21 protein-coding genes and 1 pseudogene are annotated in these 25,358 nt (G+C 71.0%); 14 read left to right on the top strand and 8 right to left on the bottom strand.

Annotated elements, in window-relative coordinates:
- Window positions 1-1,876: calcium-binding protein (locus BLR95_RS00700; protein WP_176787505.1), on the top strand; the 1,876-nt coding region annotated here is incomplete at its 5' end.
- Between the two features lie 101 nt (window positions 1,877-1,977).
- Here the strand turns inward: BLR95_RS00700 and BLR95_RS00695 are convergent.
- A complete protein-coding gene (locus tag BLR95_RS00695) occupies window positions 1,978-2,511 on the bottom strand; it encodes a c-type cytochrome (RefSeq protein ID WP_176787503.1) in 534 nt (177 codons plus the stop codon).
- Window positions 2,512-3,006: 495 nt separating this feature from the next.
- Between BLR95_RS00695 and rpoH the strand changes: the two genes are divergently transcribed.
- The gene (gene rpoH, locus BLR95_RS00690) at window positions 3,007-3,912 is read left to right on the top strand and encodes an RNA polymerase sigma factor RpoH (RefSeq protein WP_092614014.1); all 906 of its coding nucleotides are present in this window, start codon (window positions 3,007-3,009) and stop codon (window positions 3,910-3,912) included.
- 278 nt (window positions 3,913-4,190) lie between these two features.
- Window positions 4,191-4,403, top strand: coding sequence for a Flp family type IVb pilin (locus tag BLR95_RS00685; RefSeq protein WP_092614013.1), 213 nt, complete (start codon window positions 4,191-4,193; stop codon window positions 4,401-4,403).
- Between the two features lie 44 nt (window positions 4,404-4,447).
- Here the strand turns inward: BLR95_RS00685 and gatB are convergent, their stop codons facing one another.
- From gatB to gatC, 3 genes are read right to left on the bottom strand one after another with little or no spacing between them, the layout of a single operon-like run.
- The gene (gatB, locus tag BLR95_RS00680; RefSeq protein ID WP_092614012.1) at window positions 4,448-5,905 is read right to left on the bottom strand and encodes an Asp-tRNA(Asn)/Glu-tRNA(Gln) amidotransferase subunit GatB; all 1,458 of its coding nucleotides are present in this window, start codon (window positions 5,903-5,905) and stop codon (window positions 4,448-4,450) included.
- 4 nt (window positions 5,906-5,909) lie between these two features.
- Window positions 5,910-7,391: an Asp-tRNA(Asn)/Glu-tRNA(Gln) amidotransferase subunit GatA gene (gatA, locus tag BLR95_RS00675; RefSeq protein ID WP_092614011.1), complete on the bottom strand. Its 1,482-nt coding sequence runs from the start codon at window positions 7,389-7,391 to the stop codon at window positions 5,910-5,912.
- Window positions 7,392-7,679: an Asp-tRNA(Asn)/Glu-tRNA(Gln) amidotransferase subunit GatC gene (gene gatC, locus BLR95_RS00670; protein WP_092614010.1), complete on the bottom strand. Its 288-nt coding sequence runs from the start codon at window positions 7,677-7,679 to the stop codon at window positions 7,392-7,394.
- 127 nt (window positions 7,680-7,806) lie between these two features.
- On the opposite strand from gatC, the gene ruvX reads away from it, so the two are divergent.
- The 4 genes from ruvX (at window position 7,807) to BLR95_RS00650 (ending at window position 10,215) form a co-directional block, all read left to right on the top strand.
- Window positions 7,807-8,277 (top strand): Holliday junction resolvase RuvX, encoded by a 471-nt coding sequence (ruvX, locus tag BLR95_RS00665; protein ID WP_092614009.1) that lies wholly within the window; start codon window positions 7,807-7,809, stop codon window positions 8,275-8,277.
- Entirely contained in the window at window positions 8,274-9,002 is a 729-nt protein-coding gene (locus BLR95_RS00660) for a YkgJ family cysteine cluster protein (protein ID WP_092614008.1), read from the top strand. The genes ruvX and BLR95_RS00660 overlap by 4 nt, the downstream gene beginning before the upstream one ends.
- A 60-nt stretch (window positions 9,003-9,062) precedes the next feature.
- Window positions 9,063-9,737 (top strand): hypothetical protein, encoded by a 675-nt coding sequence (locus BLR95_RS16185; RefSeq protein ID WP_092614007.1) that lies wholly within the window; start codon window positions 9,063-9,065, stop codon window positions 9,735-9,737.
- Between the two features lie 205 nt (window positions 9,738-9,942).
- A complete protein-coding gene (locus tag BLR95_RS00650) occupies window positions 9,943-10,215 on the top strand; it encodes an SMR family transporter (RefSeq protein WP_092614006.1) in 273 nt (90 codons plus the stop codon).
- 58 nt (window positions 10,216-10,273) lie between these two features.
- Here the strand turns inward: BLR95_RS00650 and mutT are convergent, their stop codons facing one another.
- The 4 genes and pseudogenes from mutT to BLR95_RS00635 form a co-directional block, all read right to left on the bottom strand.
- Window positions 10,274-10,666: an 8-oxo-dGTP diphosphatase MutT gene (gene mutT, locus BLR95_RS16295; RefSeq protein WP_425438429.1), complete on the bottom strand. Its 393-nt coding sequence runs from the start codon at window positions 10,664-10,666 to the stop codon at window positions 10,274-10,276.
- Between the two features lie 129 nt (window positions 10,667-10,795).
- Window positions 10,796-11,320, bottom strand: a pseudogene (locus BLR95_RS16290) (GNAT family N-acetyltransferase); the annotation flags it as partial.
- Window positions 11,301-12,539, bottom strand: a complete 1,239-nt coding sequence (gene argJ, locus BLR95_RS00640; RefSeq protein ID WP_092614004.1) for a bifunctional glutamate N-acetyltransferase/amino-acid acetyltransferase ArgJ — start codon at window positions 12,537-12,539, stop codon at window positions 11,301-11,303. The pseudogene BLR95_RS16290 and the gene argJ, both read right to left, overlap by 20 nt.
- A 22-nt stretch (window positions 12,540-12,561) precedes the next feature.
- On the bottom strand, window positions 12,562-13,389 hold the full coding sequence (locus BLR95_RS00635; RefSeq protein WP_092614003.1) for a peptidylprolyl isomerase: 828 nt from the start codon (window positions 13,387-13,389) through the stop codon (window positions 12,562-12,564).
- A 262-nt stretch (window positions 13,390-13,651) separates the two neighbouring features.
- On the opposite strand from BLR95_RS00635, the gene secA reads away from it, so the two are divergent.
- The 7 genes from secA (at window position 13,652) to BLR95_RS00600 (ending at window position 25,334) form a co-directional block, all read left to right on the top strand.
- Window positions 13,652-16,414 (top strand): preprotein translocase subunit SecA, encoded by a 2,763-nt coding sequence (secA, locus tag BLR95_RS00630; RefSeq protein ID WP_092614002.1) that lies wholly within the window; start codon window positions 13,652-13,654, stop codon window positions 16,412-16,414.
- 148 nt (window positions 16,415-16,562) lie between these two features.
- Complete coding sequence (locus BLR95_RS00625) at window positions 16,563-16,832, top strand: hypothetical protein (protein WP_092614001.1); 270 nt, start codon at window positions 16,563-16,565, stop codon at window positions 16,830-16,832.
- Between the two features lie 139 nt (window positions 16,833-16,971).
- A complete protein-coding gene (locus BLR95_RS00620; RefSeq protein ID WP_092615185.1) occupies window positions 16,972-17,532 on the top strand; it encodes an NUDIX hydrolase in 561 nt (186 codons plus the stop codon).
- 83 nt (window positions 17,533-17,615) lie between these two features.
- Entirely contained in the window at window positions 17,616-18,659 is a 1,044-nt protein-coding gene (locus tag BLR95_RS00615) for an aldo/keto reductase (protein ID WP_092614000.1), read from the top strand.
- A 145-nt stretch (window positions 18,660-18,804) separates the two neighbouring features.
- On the top strand, window positions 18,805-21,357 hold the full coding sequence (locus BLR95_RS00610) for an HAD family hydrolase (RefSeq protein WP_143130898.1): 2,553 nt from the start codon (window positions 18,805-18,807) through the stop codon (window positions 21,355-21,357).
- Between the two features lie 105 nt (window positions 21,358-21,462).
- The gene (locus BLR95_RS00605; RefSeq protein WP_092613998.1) at window positions 21,463-23,931 is read left to right on the top strand and encodes an HAD family hydrolase; all 2,469 of its coding nucleotides are present in this window, start codon (window positions 21,463-21,465) and stop codon (window positions 23,929-23,931) included.
- Window positions 23,928-25,334, top strand: coding sequence for an SPASM domain-containing protein (locus tag BLR95_RS00600; RefSeq protein ID WP_092613997.1), 1,407 nt, complete (start codon window positions 23,928-23,930; stop codon window positions 25,332-25,334). The genes BLR95_RS00605 and BLR95_RS00600 overlap by 4 nt, the downstream gene beginning before the upstream one ends.
- Window positions 25,335-25,358 lie beyond the last annotated feature (24 nt).

Below are 25,358 nucleotides of genomic sequence, written 5' to 3'. Positions count from 1 at the left end.
GTCGGACGGCCAGGGCGGCACCGACACCGCCACCACCACCGTCACCGTGACCGGCAGCAATGACGGCCCGGTGGCCGAGATGGCCAGCCTGACCGCCGGCGAGGATGCGGGCAGCGTCAGCGGCCAGTTGTCGGCCAGCGACATCGATGGCGACAGCCTCACCTTTGCCCTGGTCGACGGCCCGGCCGAAGGCGCGGTCACCGTCAACGCCGATGGCTCCTACAGCTTCACCCCGGGCGAGGATTTCCAGGACCTGGGAGTCGGCGAAAGCCGCGAGGTGAGCTTCACCTATGAAGTCTCCGACGGCCAGGGCGGCACCGACACCGCCACCGCCACCATCACCGTGACCGGCAGCAATGACGGCCCGGTGGCCGAGGCCGCCACCCTGAACGCCCTTGAGGACGGCGACGCCGTCAGCGGCCAGCTCGCGGCCAGCGACGTGGAGGGCGACAGCCTGACCTTCGCCCTGGTCGACGGCCCGGCCGAAGGCGCCGTCACCGTCAACGCCGATGGCTCGTTCACCTTCGAGCCGGGCGACGACTTCCAGGACCTGGGAGTGGGCGAAACCCGCGAGGTGTCGTTCACCTACCAGGTCTCCGACGGCCACGGCGGCAGCGACACGGCCAGCGCCACCATCACCGTGACCGGCGCCAACGACGGCCCGGTGATCAGCCAGGACGCCAGCGCCGCAACCCGCCAGGGCACCCCCGTCTCCGGCAAGATCAAGGCCAACGACCCCGATGGCGACACCCTGTCCTACGGCCTGGCCGAGGGCGGCCGGGCGGCCCATGGCTCGGTGATCGTCACCCAGGACGGCGGCTACACCTACACCCCGGAACCCGGCTTCAGCGGCCAGGACAGCTTCGTCATCGAGGTGTCGGACGGCCACGGTGGCACCACCACCGAAACCGTCGAGGTCAGCGTCGCCCCGGCCGCCCAGCCGGTCAGCGGCATGACCTTCATCGTCGACAACGCGGCGACCATGACCCCGACCTACGATGGCGACAAGGCCTTCACCATCGATGAAAGCGGTGATTACAGCCGCTGGGGCGCCACCATCACCGCCGACACCGAAGGCGATGGCGGCACCGGCATCGCGGTCGACAAGTGGAACGCCGCCAAGAGCGTGCTGGCCCAGGGCGAAGGCGGCTCGGACGTCACCATCGACAACTTCGTGCGGGCCGACGTCTCGCTGGGTGACGGCGGCGACAGTCAGGTGACCATCGACGCCGCCAAGCGCGGCACCGTGGCCACCGGCGACGGCAACGACACCATCGACATCGACGCCGACACCAACGGCGCCGGCTGGGACAACACCTTCACCGTCAACAGCGGCGCCGGCGACGACACCATCGAGGTGACCGGCGACAAGGGCGTCACCGACATCGTCGCCGATGGCGGCGAGGGCAACGACAGCATCACCGTGGACGGCAACTACAACAGCGCCATCCTCGACGGCGGCGCCGGGGACGACACCCTGACCGGCGGCAACGCCGACGATGTGCTGACCGGCGGCACGGGCAACGACACCCTCTCTGGTGGCGCCGGGGACGACACCCTGTCCGGCGGCCTGGGCGACGACACCCTCTCCGGCGGCGACGGCGACGACCTGCTGCTGTTCGACTTCGGCCACGACACCATCGACGGTGGCGGCGGCGGCTGGACCGACACCCTGGACATCAGCGCCGCCATCGAGGGGCTGGCCGCCGCCGGCGGCGACTGGACGGTGGAGGTCACGGTCGACGGTCAGACCACCCAGATCACCGCCGACACCCCGGAAGGCACCATGGCGCTGGGCGACAACGCCGAGGGCACCATCACCTTCGACGATGGCAGCCAGGTCGACTTCAACAACATGGAAAACCTGGTCTGGTAGCCCGGACCGGCAGAGCCAGGGCGGGGCGGGCCTTGTTCGAGCATGGCCGGCCCGCTCCGCCCGCCGCCATCGGCGCGGCGCGGCGCGTCAGCGCAACTTGATCAGCGCAACTGGCGCAGGAACTCGATGATGTCGGCCCGATCCCCGGGATCGGGGATCTTGTAGGTCATCTTGCTGCGGGCCTCCTTGCGGCCCAGGCGCTGGCGCAGGAACAGGGTCGGATCGCGGATGTAGGCATCCAGGGTCTGCCCGGTCCACTGCCACGGGTTGAGGGCCATCGCCTGCTTGAAGTCCTCGCCATAGGGGTACGAGTCGTTGGCCGGCCCGGGGCCGGCGGCGCCGCTGCCCGGCGGCCGGTTCGTCACCCCGACCAGCCCGGGGCCAATGTCGCTGTTGCCCAGTTCGGGGGTCAGATAGTGGCAGCGGGCACAGTGCTCGGCGGCCAGCCGGGCGCCGCGCGCCGCGTCCTGGGCCAGGGCCCCGGATGTGCTCACCGGGGCGACCGTGGCCAGTGTGCCCACGATCAGCGTGGCGGTGACCATCATCACCGCTCCCGACACCGGCTCCGGGTATGCTTTCGCCGGGTATGCTTTCGGATGCTGGCACACGGCGGGCCGGCGGCGAACCGCGGACATCCCTTCTCCCTGGGTCGGAATAGGCATCGCTGGGCACGGTCCATCGCATGGCGGCTGAGGCAGGCCCGGAGCGCCCGGACCGGTCCTCCGTGGAGCGCCGCGAACAAGCGCTGGAGGGCCAGCACAGACTCTCGCCGGGGAATATGGCGAAGATATGGCGCCTGGGCCAAGCCCTTGATTTTCAAGACATCAGCACCCCGCCGCCCAACCCGCCCCGGGCCTCGGCGCCCCCTCTCGGCGGCCGGTGATCCAAACCGCGCCGCCGGACGTAGATTCAACTGATTCGAAAAAAGCTGCTCCCCGGCCGCCACAGGGCGGCACCGCCCCCCCCTCACCCCCCGAAGCCTCAACATGCTGTGAATCTTAACTAATTGAAAGACTCGGCTTTTAATCTTGACCATATCGGTCCCGGTATGCTCCCCTCAGTCAACACCGCGATGGGGGCGGAAGGCGGGAAGCGCCAACCCAACCACTGAGAGCCCAAGGAGGCCCGAAATGCGCAGCGCGAGCATTCCCATGGTCAGCGGCGAGAATGGTCTGTCGGCCTACATGGAACGCATCAAGCAGTATCCGCTGCTCACTGCCGACGAGGAATTCATGCTGTCCAAGCGCTACCTGGAGCATGACGACTCCGAGGCCGCGCACCGTCTGGTGACCAGCCACCTGCGTCTGGTGGCCAAGATCGCCATGGGCTATCGCTACTACGGCCTGCCGGTCAGCGACCTGATCAGCGAGGGCAACCTCGGCCTGATGCGGGCGGTGAAGAAGTTCGAGCCCGACCGCGGCTTCCGGCTGGCCACCTACGCCATGTGGTGGATCAAGGCGGCGATCAACGAGTACATCCTGAACTCCTGGTCGCTGGTCAAGGTCGGCACCGTGGCGGCGCAGAAGAAGCTGTTCTTCAACCTGCGCAAGCTGAAGGCCCAGCTCGGCGCCTACGAGGACACCGATCTGTCGCCCGAGCACGCCGGCCAGATCGCCCACCGGCTCGGCGTCAACGAGCGCGAGGTGGTCGAGATGAACCGCCGCCTGTCGCGCGCCGACTCGTCGCTCAACGTGACCGTCGGCGAGGACGGCGAGATGCAGCGCCAGGACCTGCTGGTCGACGACACCCCGGACCAGGAAAGCCGCCTGGGCGACCGCGAGGAGCGCGACCTGGGTCGCCGCCTGCTGGCCGAGGCCCTGGATACCCTGAACGACCGCGAGCGGCACATCATCGTCGAGCGCCGGCTGACCGAAAACCCGGTCACCCTGGAGGAACTGGGCACCCAGTATGGGATCAGCCGCGAACGGGTCCGCCAGATCGAAAGCCGCGCCTTCGAGAAGCTGCAAAGCGCCGTGCGCAAGGCCGCCAACGCCCTGGAGCGCGGCACCGAAGCGGCCCTGCTGGCCCGCGCCTGAGCGGTTGCGGCCGGCTGACCGGCGCCCTCCCCGAACCAAAGCAGCCGCGCCCCGGGCAGACCAGGGCGCGGCTGTCCTTTTGCCCCTCTCCTTTGCGCGCCCGGGGGCGCTGTGCTTCAATCACCTTCCGACTGCGCCCTGTGTCACAGGCGCCGGACTGCATCTTGGTGTAGGATGGGTCGGGGAATGGCGTTCACGCCGCCCCCGGAGGGACGTCCACGAGAGGGGTGGACGGCGCCCGCCCCTTGATAAAGAGCCCCGCAAACGGAGGGGGAAGCATGCTGAAGCATCCGGGCGCCAGACTGCGCCAAGCGGCCGGTCGGCTGGCCCGCCGGCTGGCCGGCGACGAGGACGCCGCGACGACCATCGAGTACGGCCTGATCGTCACCGGCATCGCCATGGCCCTGGTGGTCATCGTGTTCACCATGGGCGACGAGCTGGAAAACTTCTACACCGACATCCAGACCCAGATCGCCGACCGCAACGACTGAGGCCGGGGCACCGCCCCTTTCGGGCCGGACGGTCAGGGCGACGCTCAGGAGCCGAGGATCTTGCCGCGCAGCAGGTCGTTGACCATCTGCGGGTTGGCCTTGCCCTGGGTCGCCTTCATCACCTGACCGGTGAACCAGCCGAGCAGCTTTTCCTTGCCCGCCTTGACCTCGGCCACCTTGTCCGGGTTGGCGGCCATCACCTGCTCGATGGCGGCCTCGATGGCGCCGCTGTCGGTGACCTGTTTCAGGCCCCGTTCCTCGACGATGGCCGCCGGGTCCTGGCCGCTCTCCAGCATGATCTCGAAGACATCCTTGGCCAGCCGGCCGGACAGCACGCCCTCGGCCTCAAGGTCCAGCAGGCGGCCCAGGTTGGCGGCGCTGACCGGACTTTCAGCAATCGACAGGCCAAGCCGGTTCAAGGCCCCGAACAGGTTGGTGATGACCCAGTTGGCGGCCTTCTTGGCGTCGCGCCCGGCGGCCACCTGTTCGAAGTAGTCGGCGGTCTCGCGCTCCACCACCAGCACCGCGGCGTCGTAGGCGGACAGGCCCAGATCGCTCATGAAGCGGTGCTTCTTGGCGTCGGGCAACTCGGGCAGCTCGGCCCGGATGGCCTCGACAAAGGCCTCGTCGAAGGTCAGCGGCAACAGGTCCGGGCAGGGGAAGTAGCGGTAGTCGTGCGCCTCTTCCTTCGAGCGCATGGACCGCGTCTCGCCCTTGGCGGGGTCGAACAGGCGGGTTTCCTGCGCCACCTTGCCGCCGCCCTCGTAGATCGACACCTGGCGCTTGGCCTCGTGCTCGATGGCCTGCATGACGAAGCGCACCGAGTTGACGTTCTTGATCTCGCAGCGGGTGCGCAACCCCTCGCCCGGGCGCCGCACCGAGACGTTGACGTCGCAACGCAGGCTGCCTTCCTCCATGTTGCCGTCGCAGGTGCCGAGGTAGCGCAGGATGGCGCGCAGCTTGCGCACATAGGCCCCGGCCTCTTCCGGGCTGCGCATGTCGGGCTTGGAGACGATCTCCATCAGCGCCACGCCGGCCCGGTTGAGGTCGATGAACGACTTGCTGGGGTGCTGGTCGTGGATCGACTTGCCGGCGTCCTGCTCGAGGTGCAGCCGCTCGATGCCGACCATGCTGGAGGAACCGTCGGGCAGGTCGATCTCCACCTCGCCCACCCCGACGATGGGCAGTTCGTACTGGCTGATCTGGTAGCCCGCCGGCAGGTCGGCATAGAAGTAGTTCTTGCGCGCGAACACGCTGCGCCGGTTGATCTGGGCCTTGAGGCCAAGCCCCGTCTTCACCGCCTGACGCACGCAGGCGGCGTTGATCACCGGCAGCATGCCGGGGAAGGCCGCGTCGACAAAGCTGACCTGGCTGTTGGGCCCCGCCCCGAAGGCGGTCGAGGCACCGGAGAACAGCTTGGCCTGGCTGATCACCTGGGCATGGACCTCCAGCCCGATGACCACTTCCCAGTCGCCGCTTTCGCCCGAGATGAGATAGGCCATGACCTCAGCCCTCCCCGGCCAGCAGGGTGGGCAGGGGGGCGGGGCCGGCGGCCTCCTCCAGCACCCGGCCGGCGGCAAGCACGGTTTCCTCGTCGAACGGGCGGCCGATCAGTTGCAGGCCGAGCGGCAGCCCCTCGCCGCTGAGCCCGGCCGGGACGCTCATCCCCGGCAGCCCGGCCAGCGAGGTGGGCACGGTGAAGACGTCGTTCAGATACATGGTGACGGGATCGTCCTGCGGGGCGTTCTTGGGGAAGGCGGCGCTCGGCGCGGTCGGCGTCAGGATGACGTCGACCTCCTTGAAGGCGTTGTGGAAGTCGTCGGCAATCAGGCGGCGCACCTTCTGGGCCTTCAGGTAGTAGGCATCGTAGTAGCCGGCCGACAGCACATAGGTGCCGATCAGCACCCGGCGCTGCACCTCGCGCCCGAAGCCGGCGGCCCGGGTCTTGCGGTACATCTCGTTGAGGTCGCTGCCCTCGACCCGAAGGCCGAAGCGCACCCCGTCGTAGCGGGCCAGATTGGACGACGCCTCGGCCGGGGCGACGACGTAGTAGGTGGCCAGGGCGTGGTCGGTGTGGGGCAGGGAAATCTCCACCGGCTCGGCGCCGGCGGCCTTCAGCCACGCCAGGCCCTGGTCCCACAGCGCGGTGATTTCCGGGCTCAGGCCATCGGGGCGGTACTCCCGGGGCACGCCGACCTTGAGGCCCTTCACACCGCGCCCCACGGCGGCGGCGAAATCGGGCACCGGCCGCGGGGCGCTGGTCGCGTCCTTGGGGTCGTGGCCGGCCATGGCGCCCAGCATCAGGGCGGCGTCCATCACCGAGCGGGTCATCGGCCCGGCCTGATCGAGCGAACTGGCGAAGGCGACGATGCCCCAGCGCGAGCAGCGCCCGTAGGTCGGCTTCAGGCCGACCAGACCGCAGAAGCTGGCCGGCTGGCGGATCGAGCCGCCGGTGTCGGTGCCGGTGGCGCCCAGGGCGAGGCGTGCCGCCACCGCCGCCGCCGAGCCGCCGGAGCTGCCGCCGGGGACCAGATCAAGCTCGCTGCCCTGGGCCCGCCAGGGGCTGGTCACCGAGCCGTAATAGCTGGTCAGGTTGGACGAGCCCATGGCGAACTCATCGAGGTTGGTCTTGCCCAGGAAGACCGCCCCGGCCGCCTTCAGGTTGGCGCTGACGGTGCTTTCATAGGGCGGCACGAAGCCTTCCAGGATGTGCGAGCCGGCGGTGGTCTCCACCCCCTCGGTGCAGAACAGGTCCTTGATGGCCAGCGGAATGCCGGCCAGCGGCCCGGCCGAGCCGTCGGCCAGCACCTGATCGGCCGCCTCGGCGGCGGCCAGGGCGGCCTCGGCGGTTTCGGTGATGTAGGCGTTCAGCCCCCGGTGGCGCTCCATGGCCTGGACGTGGGCGGCGACCAGCTCGCGCGACGAGAAGCGGCGGGCGGTCAGGCCGTCGCGGGCCTCGGCGATGGTCAGGCGGGTCAGCTCACTCATCTATTCAACCACCTTGGGCACGGTGAAGAAGTGGTCGGTGGGATCGGGCGCGCCGCCCACCACCTTGTCCGGATAGCCGCCGTCGGTCACCGCGTCGTCGCGCCAGGCCATGGTCATGTCGACCACGCTGGCGATCGGCGCCACGCCGTCGGTATCCACCGCCGACAGTTGCTCGACCCAGGTCAGGATGCCCTGAAGCTCCCGGGCCAGGCCGTCGAGGTCGCTGTCGGGAACCTCGATGCGGGCCAGATTGGCGATGCTGCGGACCGTACTCTTGTCAAGCGACATGGATGTATGGCTCTTGGGAATGAAGGGGCGGAAGCGGCGCGGCACAGGCGCGGCCAGGTTCCTCCTGTTTTATTGATCGCCCGGGCGGCTGGCAACCATCCAGGCCCGCTTTGCCGGAACCACCGCCATGATCCTCGACGCCCTGGCCGACCTGCCCGCCGCCGCCCCGCGCGGCCGCTCCCTGATGGGACTGGACCTCGGCACGCGGACCATTGGCCTGGCCGTCTCCGATCCCGACTGGCGCATCGCCTCGCCGCTGGACACCATCCGGCGGCGCCGCCTGGCCGCCGACCTCGACGCCCTGCTGGCCGCCATGGACAGCCGCCAGGTGGGCGGACTGGTGCTCGGCTGGCCGGTCGAGATGGATGGCCGGCCGGGCAAGCGCTGTCAGGCCACCCGCCAGTTCGCCCGCGATCTGCTGACCCACCGCGAGGTGCCCATCGCCCTGTGGGACGAACGGCTGTCCACCGCCGCCGTGGAACGGGTGATGATCGCCGACATGGACCTCAGCCGCCGTCGCCGGGCCGGCAAGGTGGACCAGAGCGCCGCCGCCTGGATCCTGCAAGGGGCGCTGGACGCCCTCGGCCGCCTGCCGTGAGCCCGGAGGGCCTCCGGCCACTGCTCCAGCGCCTGCACCGACTCCAGGCGGCCGACACCCGGCACCGTCTGGCCAGGGGGCGCGACGCCGCCGCCCTGGCCCGCCTGCTGGCCGCCGCCGGGCGCCGCGCCGGGGCCGGCATCGCCGCCGCCGAAACCATCCTGCCACCCCCCGCCCCGGTGGCCTGCGGGCCGGCCTGCCCCTTCTGCTGCCACGTCCCGGTGACCGCCGCGGTGGCCGAGGTGATCATCATCGCCCGCCACCTGGACCCCACCCTGGCCCCCGAGGCACGGCGCCGGCTGGCCCGCCGGCTGGCCAACCTGACCGCCGCCGGGGCCGGCCTGGACGGCGACGCGCGCAGCCGCCAGCGCCTGCCCTGCCCGCTGCTCGACGGGGCCAGTTGCCGGGTCCATCCCCTGCGGCCGCTGGTCTGCCGGGCCGTCGCCTCGGTCGAGGTGGCCGCCTGCCGGGCCGCCCACGCCAGCCACATGGTCGAAGGCGTGCCCCAGGTCAGGGCCCACCTGCTGGCGGTAAACGCCGTCGCCGCCGGGCTGGAGGCGGGGCTTGCCGAGGCCGGCCTGGGCGGCGACATCGACCTTGCCCTGGGGCTGGCCGTGTGCCTGCTCGACCCCGGGGCGGCCACCGCCTGGCTGGCCGGCGAGCCCTCGCCGCTGGCCGACCTCGCGCGGCCCCCCCAACTGGTGGCCCCTCAACTGGACGGTTGACCCGGCGCCCCGGCCGGGGTCATCTCGACCTTTCCCTCCCCACCAACCATCCAGCCCGCCATGTCCACCGCCACCCCAGAGTCCCGCGCCGCCTTCGCCCGCCGTCTGGGCCAGGCCATCAAAAGCGGCCGCCCCCTGGGCGACACCCGCAACCAGACCGTCCTGCGCACCTGGGTGGCCATCGTCGCCCCGTTGTCCGAGGCCGACGCCCTCACCCTGGTCCCGGCCACCCTGCGCCACCTGTGGCGCGACCCGGCGATGCGCCCGGCGATGTCGGCAGCCGGCCTGCCCGACACCCCGCCGACCCGCTACGACACCCTGGGCGCCGCCGTGGCCTCGTACATCAAGCACCTGGCTGGCCTGCGCGACGACACCGGCAAGAGCGTCCTGGGCAGCGTGCAGGGCGATCTGGCCCGCCTGGAAAGGCGCACCCGCGAGCTGGAAACCGCCCTGGCCGAGATCAGCCAGACCGCCTGCGCCCTGGAAGAGGAGCGCGAACGCCAGGAAAAGCGCATCCGCGTCCTGGAAGGCGAACTGGTCCGGGTGCAGGAGATGCTGCGCGCCGAAACCCGCGAGGCAGCCAACCATCTGGCCAGACTGCTGGCCCAGGGCATCAACGACCCCAACGCCAGCGCCCTGGTCGAGGCGCGGGCCCGGCTGCGCCAGATGGTCGGCCTGATGGGCCAGGCCGGGCTGGCCGACGACGTGCCGGAGCTGACCCGGCCGGCCTCGTGACAGCGGCGCGCCCCCATCCCGGCTTCCCCAAGGACCCGTCATGCAGCCCTGGCTTTTTCTCGCCATCGCCATCGTGAGCGAGGTGATTGGCACCCAGAGCAAATCCCGAGCGATCCGGAACGGATCGCGACGACGATTTGCGGCAACACCAAGAATCTAGAGCGTTTTTCGTGCTCTATCGAGTCACGAAAAACGCTCGGGGGCCCTGAAAGCGGCCGAGGGGTTCACCCGCCCCGGACCCTCAGCGGTGGTGCTGGTCGCCTACGGGGTGGCCTTCTACTTCCTGTCGCTGACCCTGAAGAGCATCCCCATCGGCATCGCCTATGCAATATGGGCCGGGGTCGGGGTGGCCCTGATCGCCCTGGTCGGCTGGCTGGTCCACGGCCAGCGCCTGGATGCCCCGGCGCTGATCGGCCTCGGGCTGATCGTCGCCGGGGTGGTGGTGCTCAACCTGTTCTCGAAAAGCCTGCCCCACTAGAGCACGTCGTCGACGTGCTCTAAATCGTTGAATTTGCTCTCGCCTCCGCTCGGCCGGGTCAGGCTCCCAGCAGGTCCTGCAGGGCGGGGATCAGCGGTTCGTCGGCCGGCGGCATGGGATAGTCGCGCAGGCGCTGCGGGCGCACCCAGGCGATCTCCTGGCCTTCCTGCGGGGCGAGGGTGCCGCGCCAGCGGCGGCAGGCGAACAGCGGCATCATCAGATGGAAGGTGGGGTAGGCGTGGCTGGCGAAACCGATCGGGGCCAGACAGCCGGGCAGCACCTTGATCGCCAATTCCTCGGCCAGTTCGCGGATCAGCGCCTCTTCCGGCGGCTCGCCGGGGTCGAGCTTGCCGCCCGGGAACTCCCACAGCCCGGCCATGCTCTTGCCCGGCGGGCGGCGGCACAGCAGCACCCGCCCGTCGTCGTCGATCAGCGCCCCGGCGGCCACCATGACCAGCGGCCGGCGGGCCCGCTCGGCGGCCAGGAAGGCCTCGGCGGAGAGGCCGTAGCGCAGGCTTTCGATGGTCGTGCCACGGGCCGGGGCGGCCACCCGGGCCGGCCCCAGGTAGGTCATGCCCAGGCGCTGCACCACGGTCAGCGAGGCCCGGTTCTCGGCCATCAGGCGGGCCTCGACGAAGCCCACCCCAAGGTCGCGCACGGCGTGGCCGATCAGGGCGCGGGCCATCTCGACGGCGTAGCCCTGGCCCCAGTGGGCGCGCGCCACCCAATAGCCGATCTCGATGCGCGGCGCCGCGTCGTCGGGGTCGCGCTCGGTGAGCAGCCCGACGCAGCCCACCGGCGGCGCCTGGGGATGGTCGCGGCGCCGGGCGACCAGCACCAGTTCCTTGCCCTCGGCCATGCGGGCCAGGGTCTGCTCGACCCAGGCGACGGCCGTTTCCGGGGCATAGGGGTGGGGAATGTTGGCGGTGAAGCGGACCATCGCCGGGTCGTCGACCAGGGCGCGGATGGCCTCGGCCTCGGCCGGGGTCAGGCGCTCCAGGGTCAAGCGGTCGGTGGTCAGCGGGTAGACCCGGGCGCAGCCCTCGCCCGAGGCCGCCGCCAGATCGGGCACCGCCGCCCGGCGCTCAGGTCCGGTAGTCGGCATTGATGTCGATGTAGCCGTGGGTGAGGTCGCAGGTCCACACGGTGAAGGCCCCCCGGCCCAGGCCGCAATCAACCTCGATCCGGATCTCCTGGCCCTGCATGTGGGCCGCCACCGGGGCTTCGTCGTAGCCCGCCACGGGGGCCCCGTTGTCGGTGATCAGGTGGCCGCCGATGGCGATTTTCAGGCGGTCGCGCTCGACCCGCTGGCCCGACTTGCCGACCGCCATGACGATGCGCCCCCAGTTGGCGTCGGCCCCGGCGATGGCCGTCTTGACCAGCGGCGAGTTGGCGATGGCAAGGCCGATGGCCTTGGCCGCCCCCTGGCTGGTGGCGCCGCGCACCCGGATCTCGACGAACTTGGTGGCCCCCTCGCCATCGCGCACCACCTGGTGGGCGAGGTCCTTCAGAAGGTCGTCCAGCGCCGCCCGGAAGCCCTTCAGGCGACGGTCGCGGGGGTCCTCGACCGGGGCGTTGCCGGCCGCCCCGGTGGCGAACAGCATCAGGCTGTCCGAGGTCGAGGTGTCGCTGTCCACGGTGATGGCGTTGAACGAGGTGGCCACCCCGCGCTTGAGGAGGGCCTCCAGCACCGGCGCCGGCAGGGCCGCATCGGTGACCACGTAGGCCAGCATGGTCGCCATGTCCGGGGCGATCATGCCCGACCCCTTGGCGATGCCATTGATCCGCACCGGCACGCCATCGATGGCGCAGGTGCGGGTGGCCCCCTTGGGGAAGGTGTCGGTGGTGCCGATGGCGGTGGCGGCGGCCCGGTAGTCGGCGCTGCCCAGACGCCCGGCCAGCCCCTCGACGGCGGCCACGATGCGCGGCGCCGGCAGCGGCTCGCCGATGGTCCCGGTGGAGGCCACGTGGACCGCCTGGGGCGCACAGTCGAGCACCTTGGCCACGGCCTCGACACAGGTCGTCACCGCCGCCTCGCCGGCCGCCCCGGTGAAGGCGTTGGCGTTGCCGGCGTTGACCAGCAGGCCACGCGCCGCCCCCGCGCCCTCGGCCAGGGCACGGCGGCACCACAGCACCGGCGCGGCGGCGGTCTTCGAGCGGGTGAACACCCCGGCCGCCGTGGTTCCGGGATCGAAGGCGGCGAGCAGGACGTCATCGCGCCCCTGGTAGCGCACCCCGGCGGCGGCCACGGCCAGGCGCGCGCCGGCCACCGGGGGCAGGTCGGGAAAGCCGGCCGGGGCCAGCGGCGAGGGTTTGAGGCTCATCGGCGTGCGCGGCTCCGGGCGGCTACTGGGCCAGGCCCTCCGGCGGATCGAGGCGCTCCACCTTGGCCGCCTCGACCAGCTCGGCCACCACGTCGCGGTAGACCTGCCCGGTCAGCTCGCCCTTGATGCGGGCCCGCAGGCGGTTGTCCAGCTTGGGCGGCTCGGACATGCGGCGCTCGTCGACCTTGATGACATGCCAGCCGAACTGGGTCTTCACCGGCTCGCCGGTGAACTGGCCGGGCTCCAGGGCGAAGGCGGCGGCGGCGAACTCGGGCACCATCTCGCCCTGGCCGAAGAAGCCCAGGTCGCCGCCCCGGCTGGCCGAGGGGCCGGTCGAGTGTTCCTCGGCCAGGGTGGCGAAGTCGGCGCCGCCGTTCAGCTCCTCGATCAGGGCGCGGGCATCGGCCTCGGTCTCGACCAGGATGTGGCGGGCCTTCACCTCGGGCGCCGGCGGGTTGTTCTTCTTGTAGGCCTCGAAACGCTCCTGGATCATCTCCTCGGTGATCCGCGCCTCGAGCTGGCGGTCGATCCACACCCGGCCGGCCAACTGGCGCTCAATCTCGGCCAGACGCTCGGTCACCTCGGGTTCCTCGTTGACCTTCTCGGCCAGCGCCTTCTCGGCCACCGCGGTGTTGGCGATGGCCTGCTCCAGCAGGTCGCCGTAGATCTGGCCCATCGGCACCTGCTGAAGCTGCGGCAGGCTGCCCTTCAGGTCCTCGAGGTCGGACAGGTGAACCTCGCTGTCGTTGACCCGGGCGACCACCGGATCATCCTCGGCGCCGGCCGGCTGGGCGGCAAGCGGCAGGGCCAGGGCACCGGCGAGAAGAACGGCACGGAAGGAGCGCGGCATGGAAGGTCCTTACCTTGATCAAGGGGAGCGGGCGGGCGAATTGGGGCTAACAGATCATATCCCCCCCGCCCCGGCAAGGGGGCGCGCAGGGACGGGAAGCCCGTCCGGGGTGGTGCGTTGACAGCCGGACGGGTGGCGCCTATGTCTGTCCCCCTGCCGATCCCGGGGGCTTTTTTCGGGCCCGATCCGTGCCGTGCGCCCGAACTTGCCGCCGTCTTGTCCCCCTGCTGCCGCCCCCGCCCGCAACATCAAGGACCGCGCCATGTTCCGCGCCATCTCCCGGGGCCTGTTCGGCTCCGCCAACGACCGCATCCTGAAGGCCCAGAAGAAGCGCATCGCCGCCATCAACGCCCTGGAGCCCGAGATGGAGGCGCTCTCGGACCAGGCGCTGAAGGACCAGACGGCCCGCTTCCGCGACCGGCTGGCGGCCGGCGAGACGCTCGACGACCTGCTGGTGGAAGCCTTCGCCACGGTGCGCGAGGCGGCCAAGCGCACTCTCGGCCAGCGCCACTTCGACGTCCAGATGATGGGCGGCATCATCCTGCACCAGGGACGCATCTCCGAGATGAAGACCGGCGAGGGCAAGACCCTGGTCTCGACCCTGCCGGTCTACCTCAACGCGCTGTCCGGCGACGGCGTGCACGTGGTCACGGTGAACGACTATCTGGCCCGCCGCGATTCCCAGTGGATGGGCGAGGTCCACCGTTTCCTCGGCCTTTCGGTCGGCTGCATCCTGCACGAGATGCGCGACGACGAGCGCCGCGCCGCCTACGCCTGTGACATCACCTATGGCACCAACAACGAGTTCGGCTTCGACTACCTGCGCGACAACATGAAGTTCCGGCTGACCGAGATGGTGCAGCGCCCCTTCAACTTCGCCATCGTCGACGAGGTGGACAGCATCCTGATCGACGAGGCGCGCACCCCGCTGATCATCTCCGGCCCGGCCGAGGACAGCTCGGCCCTCTACATGGCGGTCGACTCGGTGATGCCGCAGCTCACCGACGAGGACTACGAGAAGGACGAGAAGCAGCGCTCGGTGACCTTCACCGAGGAGGGCATCGAGCACCTGGAAGAGCTGCTGCGCGGCATCGGCCTGCTTGAAGACGGCGGCAGCCTCTTCGACCACCAGAACGTCTCGCTGGTCCACCACGCCAACCAGGCGCTGAAGGCCCACATGCTGTTCGCCCGCGACAAGGACTACATCGTCAAGGCCGACAAGGTGGTCATCATCGACGAGTTCACCGGCCGCATGATGGAAGGCCGGCGCTACTCCGAGGGCCTGCATCAGGCCCTGGAGGCCAAGGAGAAGGTGACCATCCAGCCGGAAAACCAGACCCTGGCCTCGATCACCTTCCAGAACTACTTCCGCCTCTACCCCAAGCTGGCCGGCATGACCGGCACGGCGATGACCGAGGCCACCGAGTTCGCCCAGATCTATGGCCTGGAGGTGGTCACCGTGCCGACCAACCGGCCGATGGTGCGCAAGGACCACGACGACGAGGTCTATCGCAGCGGCACCGAGAAGTTCGCCGCCATCGTCGAGCAGATCGTCGAGTGCCAGAAGCGCGGCCAGCCGATCCTGGTCGGCACCACCTCGATCGAGAAGAGCGAGGTGCTGGCCAGCATGGTGGAAAAGGAAACCGGCATCGCCCCGCAGGTGCTGAACGCCCGCTATCACGAGCAGGAAGCCTACATCATCTCGCAGGCCGGGGTGCCCGGGGCGGTGACCATCGCCACCAACATGGCCGGCCGGGGCACCGACATCCAGCTTGGCGGCAACCTGGAAATGCGCCTCGCCCGCGAGCTGGCCGAGCTGCCCGAGGGACCCGAACGCGAAGCCAAGGCGGCCGAGATCAAGGCCGACGTCGAGGCCAGGAAGAAGATCGCGCTTGAGGCCGGCGGGCTGTTCGTGCTGGGCACCGAGCGTCACGAAAGCCGGCGCATCGACAACCAGTTGCGCGGCCGCTCCGGGCGCCAGGGCGACCCCGGCGCGTCGAAGTTCTACCTGTCGCTGGAAGATGACCTGATGCGCATCTTCGGCACCCAGCGCATGGACGGCATGCTCAAGCGCCTGGGCCTTCAGGAGGGCGAGGCGATCGTCCACCCATGGATCAACAAGGCGCTGGAAAAGGCCCAGCAGAAGGTCGAGGCGCGCAACTTCGAGATCCGAAAGAACCTTTTGCGCTTCGACGACGTGATGAACGACCAGCGCAAGGTGATCTACGAACAGCGCCGCGAGCTGATGGCCGCCGAGAGCGTGCACGACACCATCGCCGACATGCGCGACGAGGCCATCGACGCCATCGTGCTGAAGGCCATGCCGCCCAAGGCGGTGCACGAGCAGTGGGACATCGAGGGCCTGACCCGCGAGGTCGCCGAGCTTCTGACCGAGGAGTTGCCGATCGCCCAGTGGGCCGCCGAGGACGGCATCGCCGAGCCGGAAATGGCCGAGCGGGTCAAGACCCGGGCCCGCGAGAAGGCCGCCGAAATGGCCGCCGAGATGGGCCCGGACACCTTCCGTCAGGTGGAAAAGTGGCTGCTGCTCCAGGTGCTCGACCAGATCTGGAAGGAGCACCTTCTGCACCTCGACCATCTGCGCCAGGGCATCGGCCTGCGCGCCTACGCCCAGCGCGACCCGCTGAACGAGTATAAGTCGGAAGCCTTCGCCCTGTTCGAGGCGATGCTGGCCGATCTGCGCCACCGCATGACCGGGATGCTCTACCGGGTGCGCGTGGAAATGCCGCCGGCGCCGCCGGAAAGCCCCGACGACTCGAGCCTCGACGCGCACCACGACACGCCCCGCCCGGCCATCGGGGGCGGTGCCCCGGCCAGCCCCGCCGCCCAACCGGTGCCCCAGCCGGCAACCTCCACCACCACGTCGTCCACCACCCCTTCGTCCACCACCACGTCGGGCGGCGAAATCGACCCCAACAACCCCGCCACCTGGGGCAAGGTCAGCCGCAACGCCCCGTGCCCCTGCGGGTCGGGCAAGAAGTACAAGCACTGCCACGGGGCCTTCTGACAACCCCGCCGACTCCGCAGGGTTGAACACCGCGCCGGAAATTCGACCGCCCCCCTTTGCGAATCGGTTCCGGGCGCGCTATATTGGGGGTCCATGCCCGGACAGGAAGTCCGGGCCGTTGGCGCACAGAATTTGCGGGAGCCCTGTCATGATCGACGCGACCACCGGCGCCGCCACAGCCGTCGCCTTCAGCCAGACCGAAACGCAGCAGTCGGCCGGCACCGCCGCCCTCAAGTCCTCGCTCGAGACCGAGCAGGCGTCGGCCGAGGTCCTGGCCCAGGGGGCCGAGCAGACCGCCGCCTCCAACGACCAGGCCCAGCAGGCCAGCGTTGGCGGCGACAGCCGCGACAGCGCTCAGCCGTCCCCGCAGCCGGCCAGCGAGCCCGGCCGGGGCGAGAACCTCGACCTCTCGGCCTGACGCGCCCCAAGAACCGCGCCCCAAGAACCGCGCCCAAGAACCCCGGTGCGTCCCCTCGCGCGCCCCGCCACGCGACAGCGCCGTGGCGGGCGTCGTATGGTGCCTCCGAATCGGTAACGAGTCGGAGAGCCTTGCCGTGGTGACCGAACCACCCCCCGAACCACCCCCCGAACCACAACGCTTCAAGCGGCGCATTCCCGAGGGCGACGACCGCGAACGCGCCGTCTGCCAGCGCTGCGGCTTCATCGCCTACGACAATCCGCGCCTGATCGTCGGCGCGGTGTGCCTGTGGGAGGACCGCATCCTGCTCGCCCGGCGGGCCATCGCGCCGCGCCAGGGTTTCTGGACGGTGCCCGCCGGCTTCATGGAAAACGGCGAGACGCCGGCCCAGGGCGCCGCCCGGGAAGTGCGCGAGGAGGCCCTGGCCGAAGTCGAGATCGGCCCGCTGATCGGCCTCTACCCGCTGGCCCCGATCGATCAGGTGCACATGATCTATCGCGCCCGCATGACCAGCCCCCGGCACGCCCCCGGCCCGGAAAGCCTGGAAACCGCCCTGGTCGCCTGGGCCGACATTCCGTGGGACGAGCTGGCCTTCCCGTCGATCCACTGGGCCCTTGGGGACCACGCCCGGACCGCCGGTTCGACCGCCTTCCAGCCCGGCACCACCCCGCCCGACTGGGTCCCCACCCCGCTGCGCTGACCTGCCACCGCCCTTGATCCGTCGCCGGCCGGGGGCAATCATGCGCCCGTCCCGTTTCGCGTTCCCCATCCCGGAGTTGTTGCATGGAATATCGTCCCCTCGGTCGCACCGGCCTTACGGTCAGCGCGTTGTCGCTCGGCACCATGACCTTCGGCGAACAGAACAGCCAGGACGAGGCCTTCGCCCAGCTCGACATGGCGCGCGACGCCGGCATCAACTTCATCGACGCGGCCGAGCTTTATCCCATCTCGCCCAAGGCCGAGACCCAGGGCCGCACCGAGGAGATCATCGGCAACTGGCTGAAAAGCCGGGGCAGGCCCGATGACTGGGTGATCGCCACCAAGGTGGTCGGCCCCAGCCCCGCCATGCCGTGGTTCCGGGGCCCCGACCACAGCCTGGGCCGGGCCGACATCGAGGCCGCCGTGGACGCCTCGCTGCGGCGCCTCGGGGTGGAGGCCATCGACCTCTATTATCTGCACTGGCCGGCCCGCCAGACCAACACCTTCGGCCGCCTGGGCTACACCCCGGGCGACGATGCCGACGCCGTGCCCCTGGCCGACAGCCTCGCCGTGCTGGGCGAGCTGGTGCGGGCCGGCAAGATCCGCCACGTCGCACTGTCCAACGAAACGCCGTGGGGCCTGATGACGGCGCTGAAACTGGCCGAGCAGAGCGGCCTGCCGCGCCCGGCCTGCATCCAGAACCCCTACAGCCTGGTCAACCGCAGCTTCGAGGTCGGGCTGGCCGAGATCGCCTGCCGCGAGGCGGTGGGCCTCGCCGCCTATTCGCCGCTGGCCGGCGGGGTGCTGAGCGGCAAGTACCTGGATGGCGGCCAGCCGCCGGGGGCGCGGCTGACCCTGTGGCCCGGGCGCTACGGCCGCTACACCAAGCCGGCCGGCGTCGCCGCCACCCGCGACTACGTGGGGCTGGCCCGCCGGCACGGCCTCGACCCCTGCGCCATGGCCCTGGCCTATGTGATGTCGCGCCCCTTCGTGACCAGCGCCATCGCCGGGGCCACCAGCACCGACCAGTTGGCCGGCCACCTCGCCGCCTGCGAGCTGACCCTGCCCGAGGAGGTGCTGGCCGGCATCGAGGACATCCAGAGCCTGAACTCGAACCCCTGCCCGTGAAGGCGCCGCGCGGCTTCCCCGGGCGTCGTTGACGCCCGCCGCGCCGCCCCCCTACCATCGGCGGGCAGACCGCGTCCCCGGTTGCGGCCGGGAGAGACGCCTGAAGGCCGGGAAAGCTGTCCCGGAGGATCGATCCGGGAGCCCCATGCCGCCTGCCAGCCCGCCTGCCATCCTGAACTTGCGCCAGGCCCTGGACCGCCTTGAGGGCGGCGGCGTGGCCCTGCTCTCGCTCGATCTGTTCGAGACCCTGCTGTGCCGCCAGGTGGCCCAGCCGGCCGACCTGTTCACCGTGCTCGGCCGGCGCCTGGCCGAGGACCACCCCGGGCTAGAGCCGAGAGCGAAAAATCGGAACCACTTGGTGGTTCCCGATTTTTCGCTCAGATCGGCTCTACACCTGAAATCGAGAGCAGATCGTGCGAAATCTGAAGCGCTCCGCGATTCACATTTCGCACGATCTGCTCTAGAGCCGGTCTGGTTCGCCACCCTGCGCCAACAGGCCCAGGGGCGGGCACAGTGGGTTTCGGCCCACACCCGGGGTCACGCCGAGGTGACCCTGGCCGAGATCTACCACCACCTGCCCCCCTCGGCCCTGCCCGGCAACCCGACCCCCACCGCCCTGGCCGCCGCCGAGTGGGCCTGCGAGCGCGACCTGTGCCGGCCCAATCGCGAACTGGCGCCCCTCCTCGCGCGGGCCGGCGAGCTGGGCATTGCCGTCGCCGTGGTCAGCGACACCTGGCATTCGGCCGACCGGCTGGCCGACCTGCTGGCCCATCACTGGCCCGATCTCGCGCCGGCCTTCATCCTGGCCTCCTGCGACCACGGGCGCAGCAAGGCCCACGGCCTGCTCGATCTGGCCCTGCGCCGGGCCGGGGTGGGGCCGGAGGAGGCCCTGCATGTGGGCGACGATCCACGCACCGACGGCGCCGGGGCCGCGGCCAGCGGCATCCCTTTCGTCTCGCTGGCCACCCCCGGGATCGATGACCTGATCGCCAGCGAACGGCGCCCCGACTCCCATCCCGACCTGGGCGGCGGCGACGGTGGCCTGAGTTTGGCCCGCCGCCGGGCCGCCCGCGACAGCGCCGGCGATGGCTGGTTCCACCGCCACGGGGCCACCGTCCTTGGCCCGGTGGTCGGCCCCTTCCTGGCCTGGGTGGCGGCCCGGCTGACGGCGCTCGGGGTTGATCGGGTCGGCCTCTTGATGCGCGAGGGCCGGGTGCTGGGCCGGCTGGCGGCGCCCTTCCTCGATTCCGCCCTGCGCCCGGTGGAGGTCTGGGTCAGCCGCCACGCCGTTGGGCTGGCCGGCCTCGCCCCCGGTGACGGCGATGCCCTGTGGCGCTACCTGAACCGCTACACGCCGATCTCCGGGACCCAGGCCTGTCAGGAACTGGGCCTTGAGCCGCCACCGGCCGACGCCCCCCACCTCGATCAGCCGCTGACCCCGGAGCGCCTGCCGGAGTTCATCGCCTTCCTCCTCCGGCCGGCCCTCAACGCCCGGGTCATGGCGCGCGCCGAGGCCGCCCGGCAGGCCCTGCTGGCCCACCTCGAGCCGCTGCTCGACGGGGTGGCCGAGGGCGGCACCGTGGCCCTGCTCGACCTGGGCTACAACGGCACCATCCAGGCCGGCCTTCAGGCGGCGCTCGATCAGGCCGGGCGGCGGGTCCGCCTGCATGGCCTGTACCTGGCCACCACCCCCGAGGCGGCCCGTCACCAGAGGCGCGGCGGCAGCTATGAGGGCTGGCTGATGAACCTGGGCGCCGGCCCCGATCCCATGGCCTGGTTCCTGCGCGGCCCCGAGGTGCTGGAAATCGCCTGCCTGCCGGCCGATGGCGTCGGCTCGGTGCGCGGCCACCGGGCCGACGGCACCCCGATCCTCGCCGAAAGCCATCTTCCGGCCGGCCAGTTGGCCCAGATGCGGGCGGTTCAGGACGGCATGGCGCACTTCATCCGGGTGTGGCGCGAGATGGCCGGGCCCGACCCGACGGCGCCCCTCGATCCCGCCCTGACCGACTGGAGCCGGGCCATCCTCAAGCGCCTGCTGTTGCGCCCGACGGCCGAGGAAGCCCGCCACCTGGGCGACTGGCTGAACGAGGAGAACGTCGGCGCCGACCACCTGCACCCGCTGACCGAGCCGCCCCATCTGGACCGCGCCCTGCTCGCCGCCCTGCCGGCGGCGGGCTGGCTGGGCCTGCCGGCGCGCCAGGTCTACTGGCTGTTCGGCTGCGCCCGCCGGCAACGCGGCGCCGCCTTCGCCGAGCGGCTGGCCGAACTGACCGAGGGCCACCCGGCGCCGGCGGAAACGCCCCTGCCGCCGCTCACCCTGACCCCCATCGGCCCGCACGGCCCGCTGTCCGACCAGCCCCTGGCCTGGACCCGGGAAAGCGCCACCGACCTGCTGGCAACGGTCGAGGTGCGCTTCCCCGAGGGGCTGCTCGGGGTGGTCCTGGGCGGTTTTCCGGTGGGCAGCCTGATCCGCGTCAAGGGGCTGCTGCTGCGCGCCGGCGACTGGCGCCACGACCTGATGGACGCCGCCTGGCTGGACTCGCTGAGGGTCAGCGAGGGGGCCCGCCTGATCGCCCCCGGGGTGGCCCTGATCGACACCGCCGACGCCCTGCTCACCCTGCCCACCCCGCCCCTGGCGCGGGCCCAGGGGGCGGTGCTCGCCCATCCCTGGCTGGCCGTGCTGGTGGCGGACGGGTGACATCCGCCGGGCGGCATTCACCCTTCCTTCACCTTGCCGGGGTAGGGATTGGCTGTTGACCTCCCCGACGTGGACCGCCGCCGACCGCCACGCCAAGGATGCGCCGTGAGCCACCACCCAGCAGACGACCTCGACCCCGCCGATCTCGGTGCCGCGCCGCGTCGCCGGCTGGAAAAGCTGATCGACAGCGGTCGTTTCGACGTGCTGTCGCTGGATGTCTTCGACACCCTGTTGTGGCGCCGCGTCCCTGAACCCCACGACGCCTTTCACGCCATGGGCGAGCGGCTGCTCGCCGACTGGCCCCAGGCACCGCCCGATGCCGCCAGCCTGTTCGCCACCGAGCGCCGGCTGTGCGAGATCCGGGCCCGCTATTCGGTCAGTGGCGGCGAGTGCCGGCTGGGCCCGGTCTACGCCTTGATGCCCCGGGCGCTGTTCCGCGACGACGCCGGCGACCATCCCGACCTGGCCCGGGCGATCGACAACGAGATCGCGGTCGAGCGCCAGGTCTGCCAGACCGACCCCGACGTCGAGGCCCTGGCCGAGCGGGCCCGGGCTCGCGGCATGAAGGTGATCCTGGTCTCCGACACCTACTTCACGGCCGAACAGGTGGCCCAGGTGGTGGCGCCCTTCACGGCCGACGGCATCGCCACCTCGGCGGACGCCGGATGCAGCAAGGCCAACGGCCTTCTGGAGCGCGCCGTCACCGCGCTCGGGGTCGAGCCGCGCCGGGTCCTGCATGTGGGCGACACCCCGGAGCGGGACCGGGTGGGGGCCACCCGGGCCGGCACCGAGTTCGCACCCTGGCCCTACGCCACCGCGCTGATGGAGCGCATCCTCGAGGCCGAGTTGCCGCTCGGCACCTACCAGCGGCGGGGGCACCTCAACGGGGCCGGCCAGGACCTTGGCCTGACCCGTCTGCGCCGCCGTCTGGCGGCCCATCTGGAGGCTCACGGCGCCGGCTTCCATCGCCAGTACGGGGCGACCGTGCTGGGCCCGGTGCTGGCCGGCTTCTTCGAATGGCTGCTGGAGCGCCTGGACGGGGTGAAGGACGTCTTCTTCCTGCTCCGCGAAGGGCAGGTGCTGGCCGACCTGATGGCCCCGCTCGCCCCGCCCTTCCGCATCCATCTGTTGCCGGCCAGCCGTTATCTGGCGGTCAAGGCGGCCTTCGACGGCAGCGACGACGCCTGGCTTGAATACTTCATGCGCCAGCAGACCCCGGTAAGCATGGCCAAGGTGTGCCGCCAGTTCGGCATTCCGCCGGTCTATGCCCGGCTTTTTCCGCCCGGCCCCGATCAGCCGATCCAGGGCGAGGCGGCCATCCTCGAGGCCATCGGCTACCTGTGCCAGCCGAAAATCTCGATGCTGGTCGAAGCCGAGGCGGCGCACACCCGGCGCTGCCTGATCGAGCGCCTGTCGCAACATGTCGACCTGTCGGCGACCGAGGAGCTGGTGGTGGTCGACCTTGGCTATTCGGGCACCATCCAGCGGCTGTACCAACGCGCCCTGCGCCTGGAGGGCTTCGATGTCCGTTTTCGCGGCCTGTACACCCTGACCTTTGTCGGCGGCGCCGGGGTGAACCTGGAAGGCGGGCGGATCGAGGGCTTCCTGAGCGACATCGGCCAGCCGGAAAGCGAGTTGTGCGCCTTCTACCGCAGCCCCGAGGTGCTCGAGCAGGTGCTGATGCCCGACGGCATCGGCAGTTGCCTGGGCTTCGATGGCAACGGCCGACTGCTGGAGGGCCGCCTGCCCGAGGAACTGGGGCCCAACCAGCAGACCCAGCGGCAGGCCATCGCCGCCATCAAACAAGGCATCACCGATTTCCTCCTGGCTTGGCGGGCCCATCGTCCGGAGCACGGCCCGGGCCTGGCCGACCCCACCCTGCGCCGCCACCTGAGGGCCATCCTGGAGCGCTCGGTGGCCCACCCCGAGGCCGAGGAGGTCGAGCACTTCCGCCACTGGCAGCACGACCAGAACATGGGCAGCGACGACAGCGACGCGCTGATCTCGCCCGACGGCCTGGAGGAAGCCCGCTGGCTGTCGCCGGCCGCCCTCTCCGGTCTGGGGCGCGGCACGCTGTACTGGCCGCATGGCGCCGCCACCCTGATTGGCCCGTCCCACCGACGCGACCTGCACCGCGCCCTGCGCCGGACCGCCGTAACCGCCAGACCGTGCCCGGAAACCGACTGGACCGCCCAGGTCCTGTGGAACGATGGCCAGGGCTTCGGGCACCCACGACTGGTCTCGCTGCGCCACGACCTGAACATGCTGGGGCGGGCCCGCCTCTCATTCACCCTGGAACTGGACAGTGGGCTGGCCGGACTGGCCCTGTCCCTGGGTCATGCCGATGTGGTCGAGCTGTGCCGCGTGTTGGTCCGCCACCCGTCGCGCACCCTGGAGTTGGCCGGCGATGAGTTGACCGACCGGCTGACCGGCGACGGCATGACGCGGCTGGACGGCCTCCTGTGGCGCAGCCAGCGGCCCGACCTGCCGCTGCTGGTGGTGCCGCTGCCGGAAACCGCCAGCCTCCCCGGCGCCTTCGATCTGGCCTTCTACATCCGGGTGCTGCCGCGATGACCGCCCCCACCCACGATCACCGCGACCTTGACGGGCGCCGCGCCGCCGCCGCCGCCCTGGCCGAGGGTCTGTGCCAGCAGATCGCCCGAACCTCGCGCCAGGTCGCGCTGCCGCCGGCCATCCTTCAGGATCTCCACCGGTCGCTGCGCCAGACCCCCTGGCTGGCCCCCCTGGCCCTGGTCCATCTCGACCGCCAACCCGCCCCGGCCGACCCCTGGAGCCGTGATCTGGCGCTGGCCGAAATCCTCCTCGCCGCCGGCCAGACCGATCAGGCCGCCCCCCTGGCCGAGGCCTGCCACGCCGCCGATCCGGGCGACCTCAAGGCCCAGGACACGGTGTTCCGCCTGGAACACACGCGCCGCCACGGCCCGCCCGACCCCGATCGGGTGGGGCACGAGTTGGCCGGACAGTATTGCCCGCACCCGTGGAGCAAGATGGACTTCCAGGTCGATGGCGCGGTCACCCTGTGCTGCTCGGCCTGGATGCCGGCCAGCGTCGGCGACCTGTTCACCGACAGCGTCGAGAGGCTGTGGAACGGCCCGCTGGCCCAGGACATCCGGCGCACCGTGGCCGATGGCTCCTATCGCTACTGCGGCAAGCTGGCCTGCTCGTTCATCACCGGGCGCAAGCTGAAAACGCCGCCGCCGGACGGCCCGCCGCCGCCGCGACGCCAGAGCGGCCCGAGCATCGTCAACCTGTCCTTCGACAAGACCTGCAACCTGGCCTGCCCCAGTTGCCGCCCCCACCCCATCGCCGCCCGCGAGGACGAGCGGACACGCTATGACCAGGTGGTGGAAGAGAAGATCCTGCCGCTGCTTGCCGAGGCCCGGCGGGTCGAGATCACCGGCTCCGGCGACCCCTTCGCCAGCAAGACCTTCCGCCGCCTGCTGCGCCGCCTGGACGGCCCGGAACACGCCAACCTGGACATCATCCTGATGACCAACGGCGTCCTCGCCACCGAGCGCGAATGGGGCCGGCTGGGCACGGTCCGCCAGCGCATCGCCGAGGTCAACGTCTCGGTCGACGCGGCGCGGCGCGAGACCTACGATCTGCTGCGCCGGGGCGGCGATTTCGCGGCGCTCGGCCACAACCTGCGCCACATGGCCGGGCTGCGCGCCGCCGGCGAGCTGCGCCACCTGCGCCTGTGCTTCGTGGTCCAGGCCGCCAACTTCCGCGAAATGCCCGACTTCGTGCGCTGGGCCGAGGACCTGGGGGTCGACGCGGTTCACTTCCAGACCCTGCTCGACTGGGGATCGATGCCGCCCCAGGCCTATCGCGCCACCGCCATCCACCTGCCCGACCACCCGGAGCACGCCGCCTTCCTGGAGGTGCTCGCCGACCCCGCCCTGGCCCGCCCGATGGCCCGCGCGCTGGCCTGGGAATTCGCCCATCTGGTCCCCTGACCGCCGTTTCCTGCCCGAGGATTC

Origin of the sequence: Roseospirillum parvum, from assembly GCF_900100455.1 — a bacterium.
Lineage (GTDB): Bacteria > Pseudomonadota > Alphaproteobacteria > Rhodospirillales > Rhodospirillaceae > Roseospirillum > Roseospirillum parvum.
Note: the sequence above shows the minus strand (reverse complement) of the source record. Positions and strands in the feature narration are given on the sequence as shown.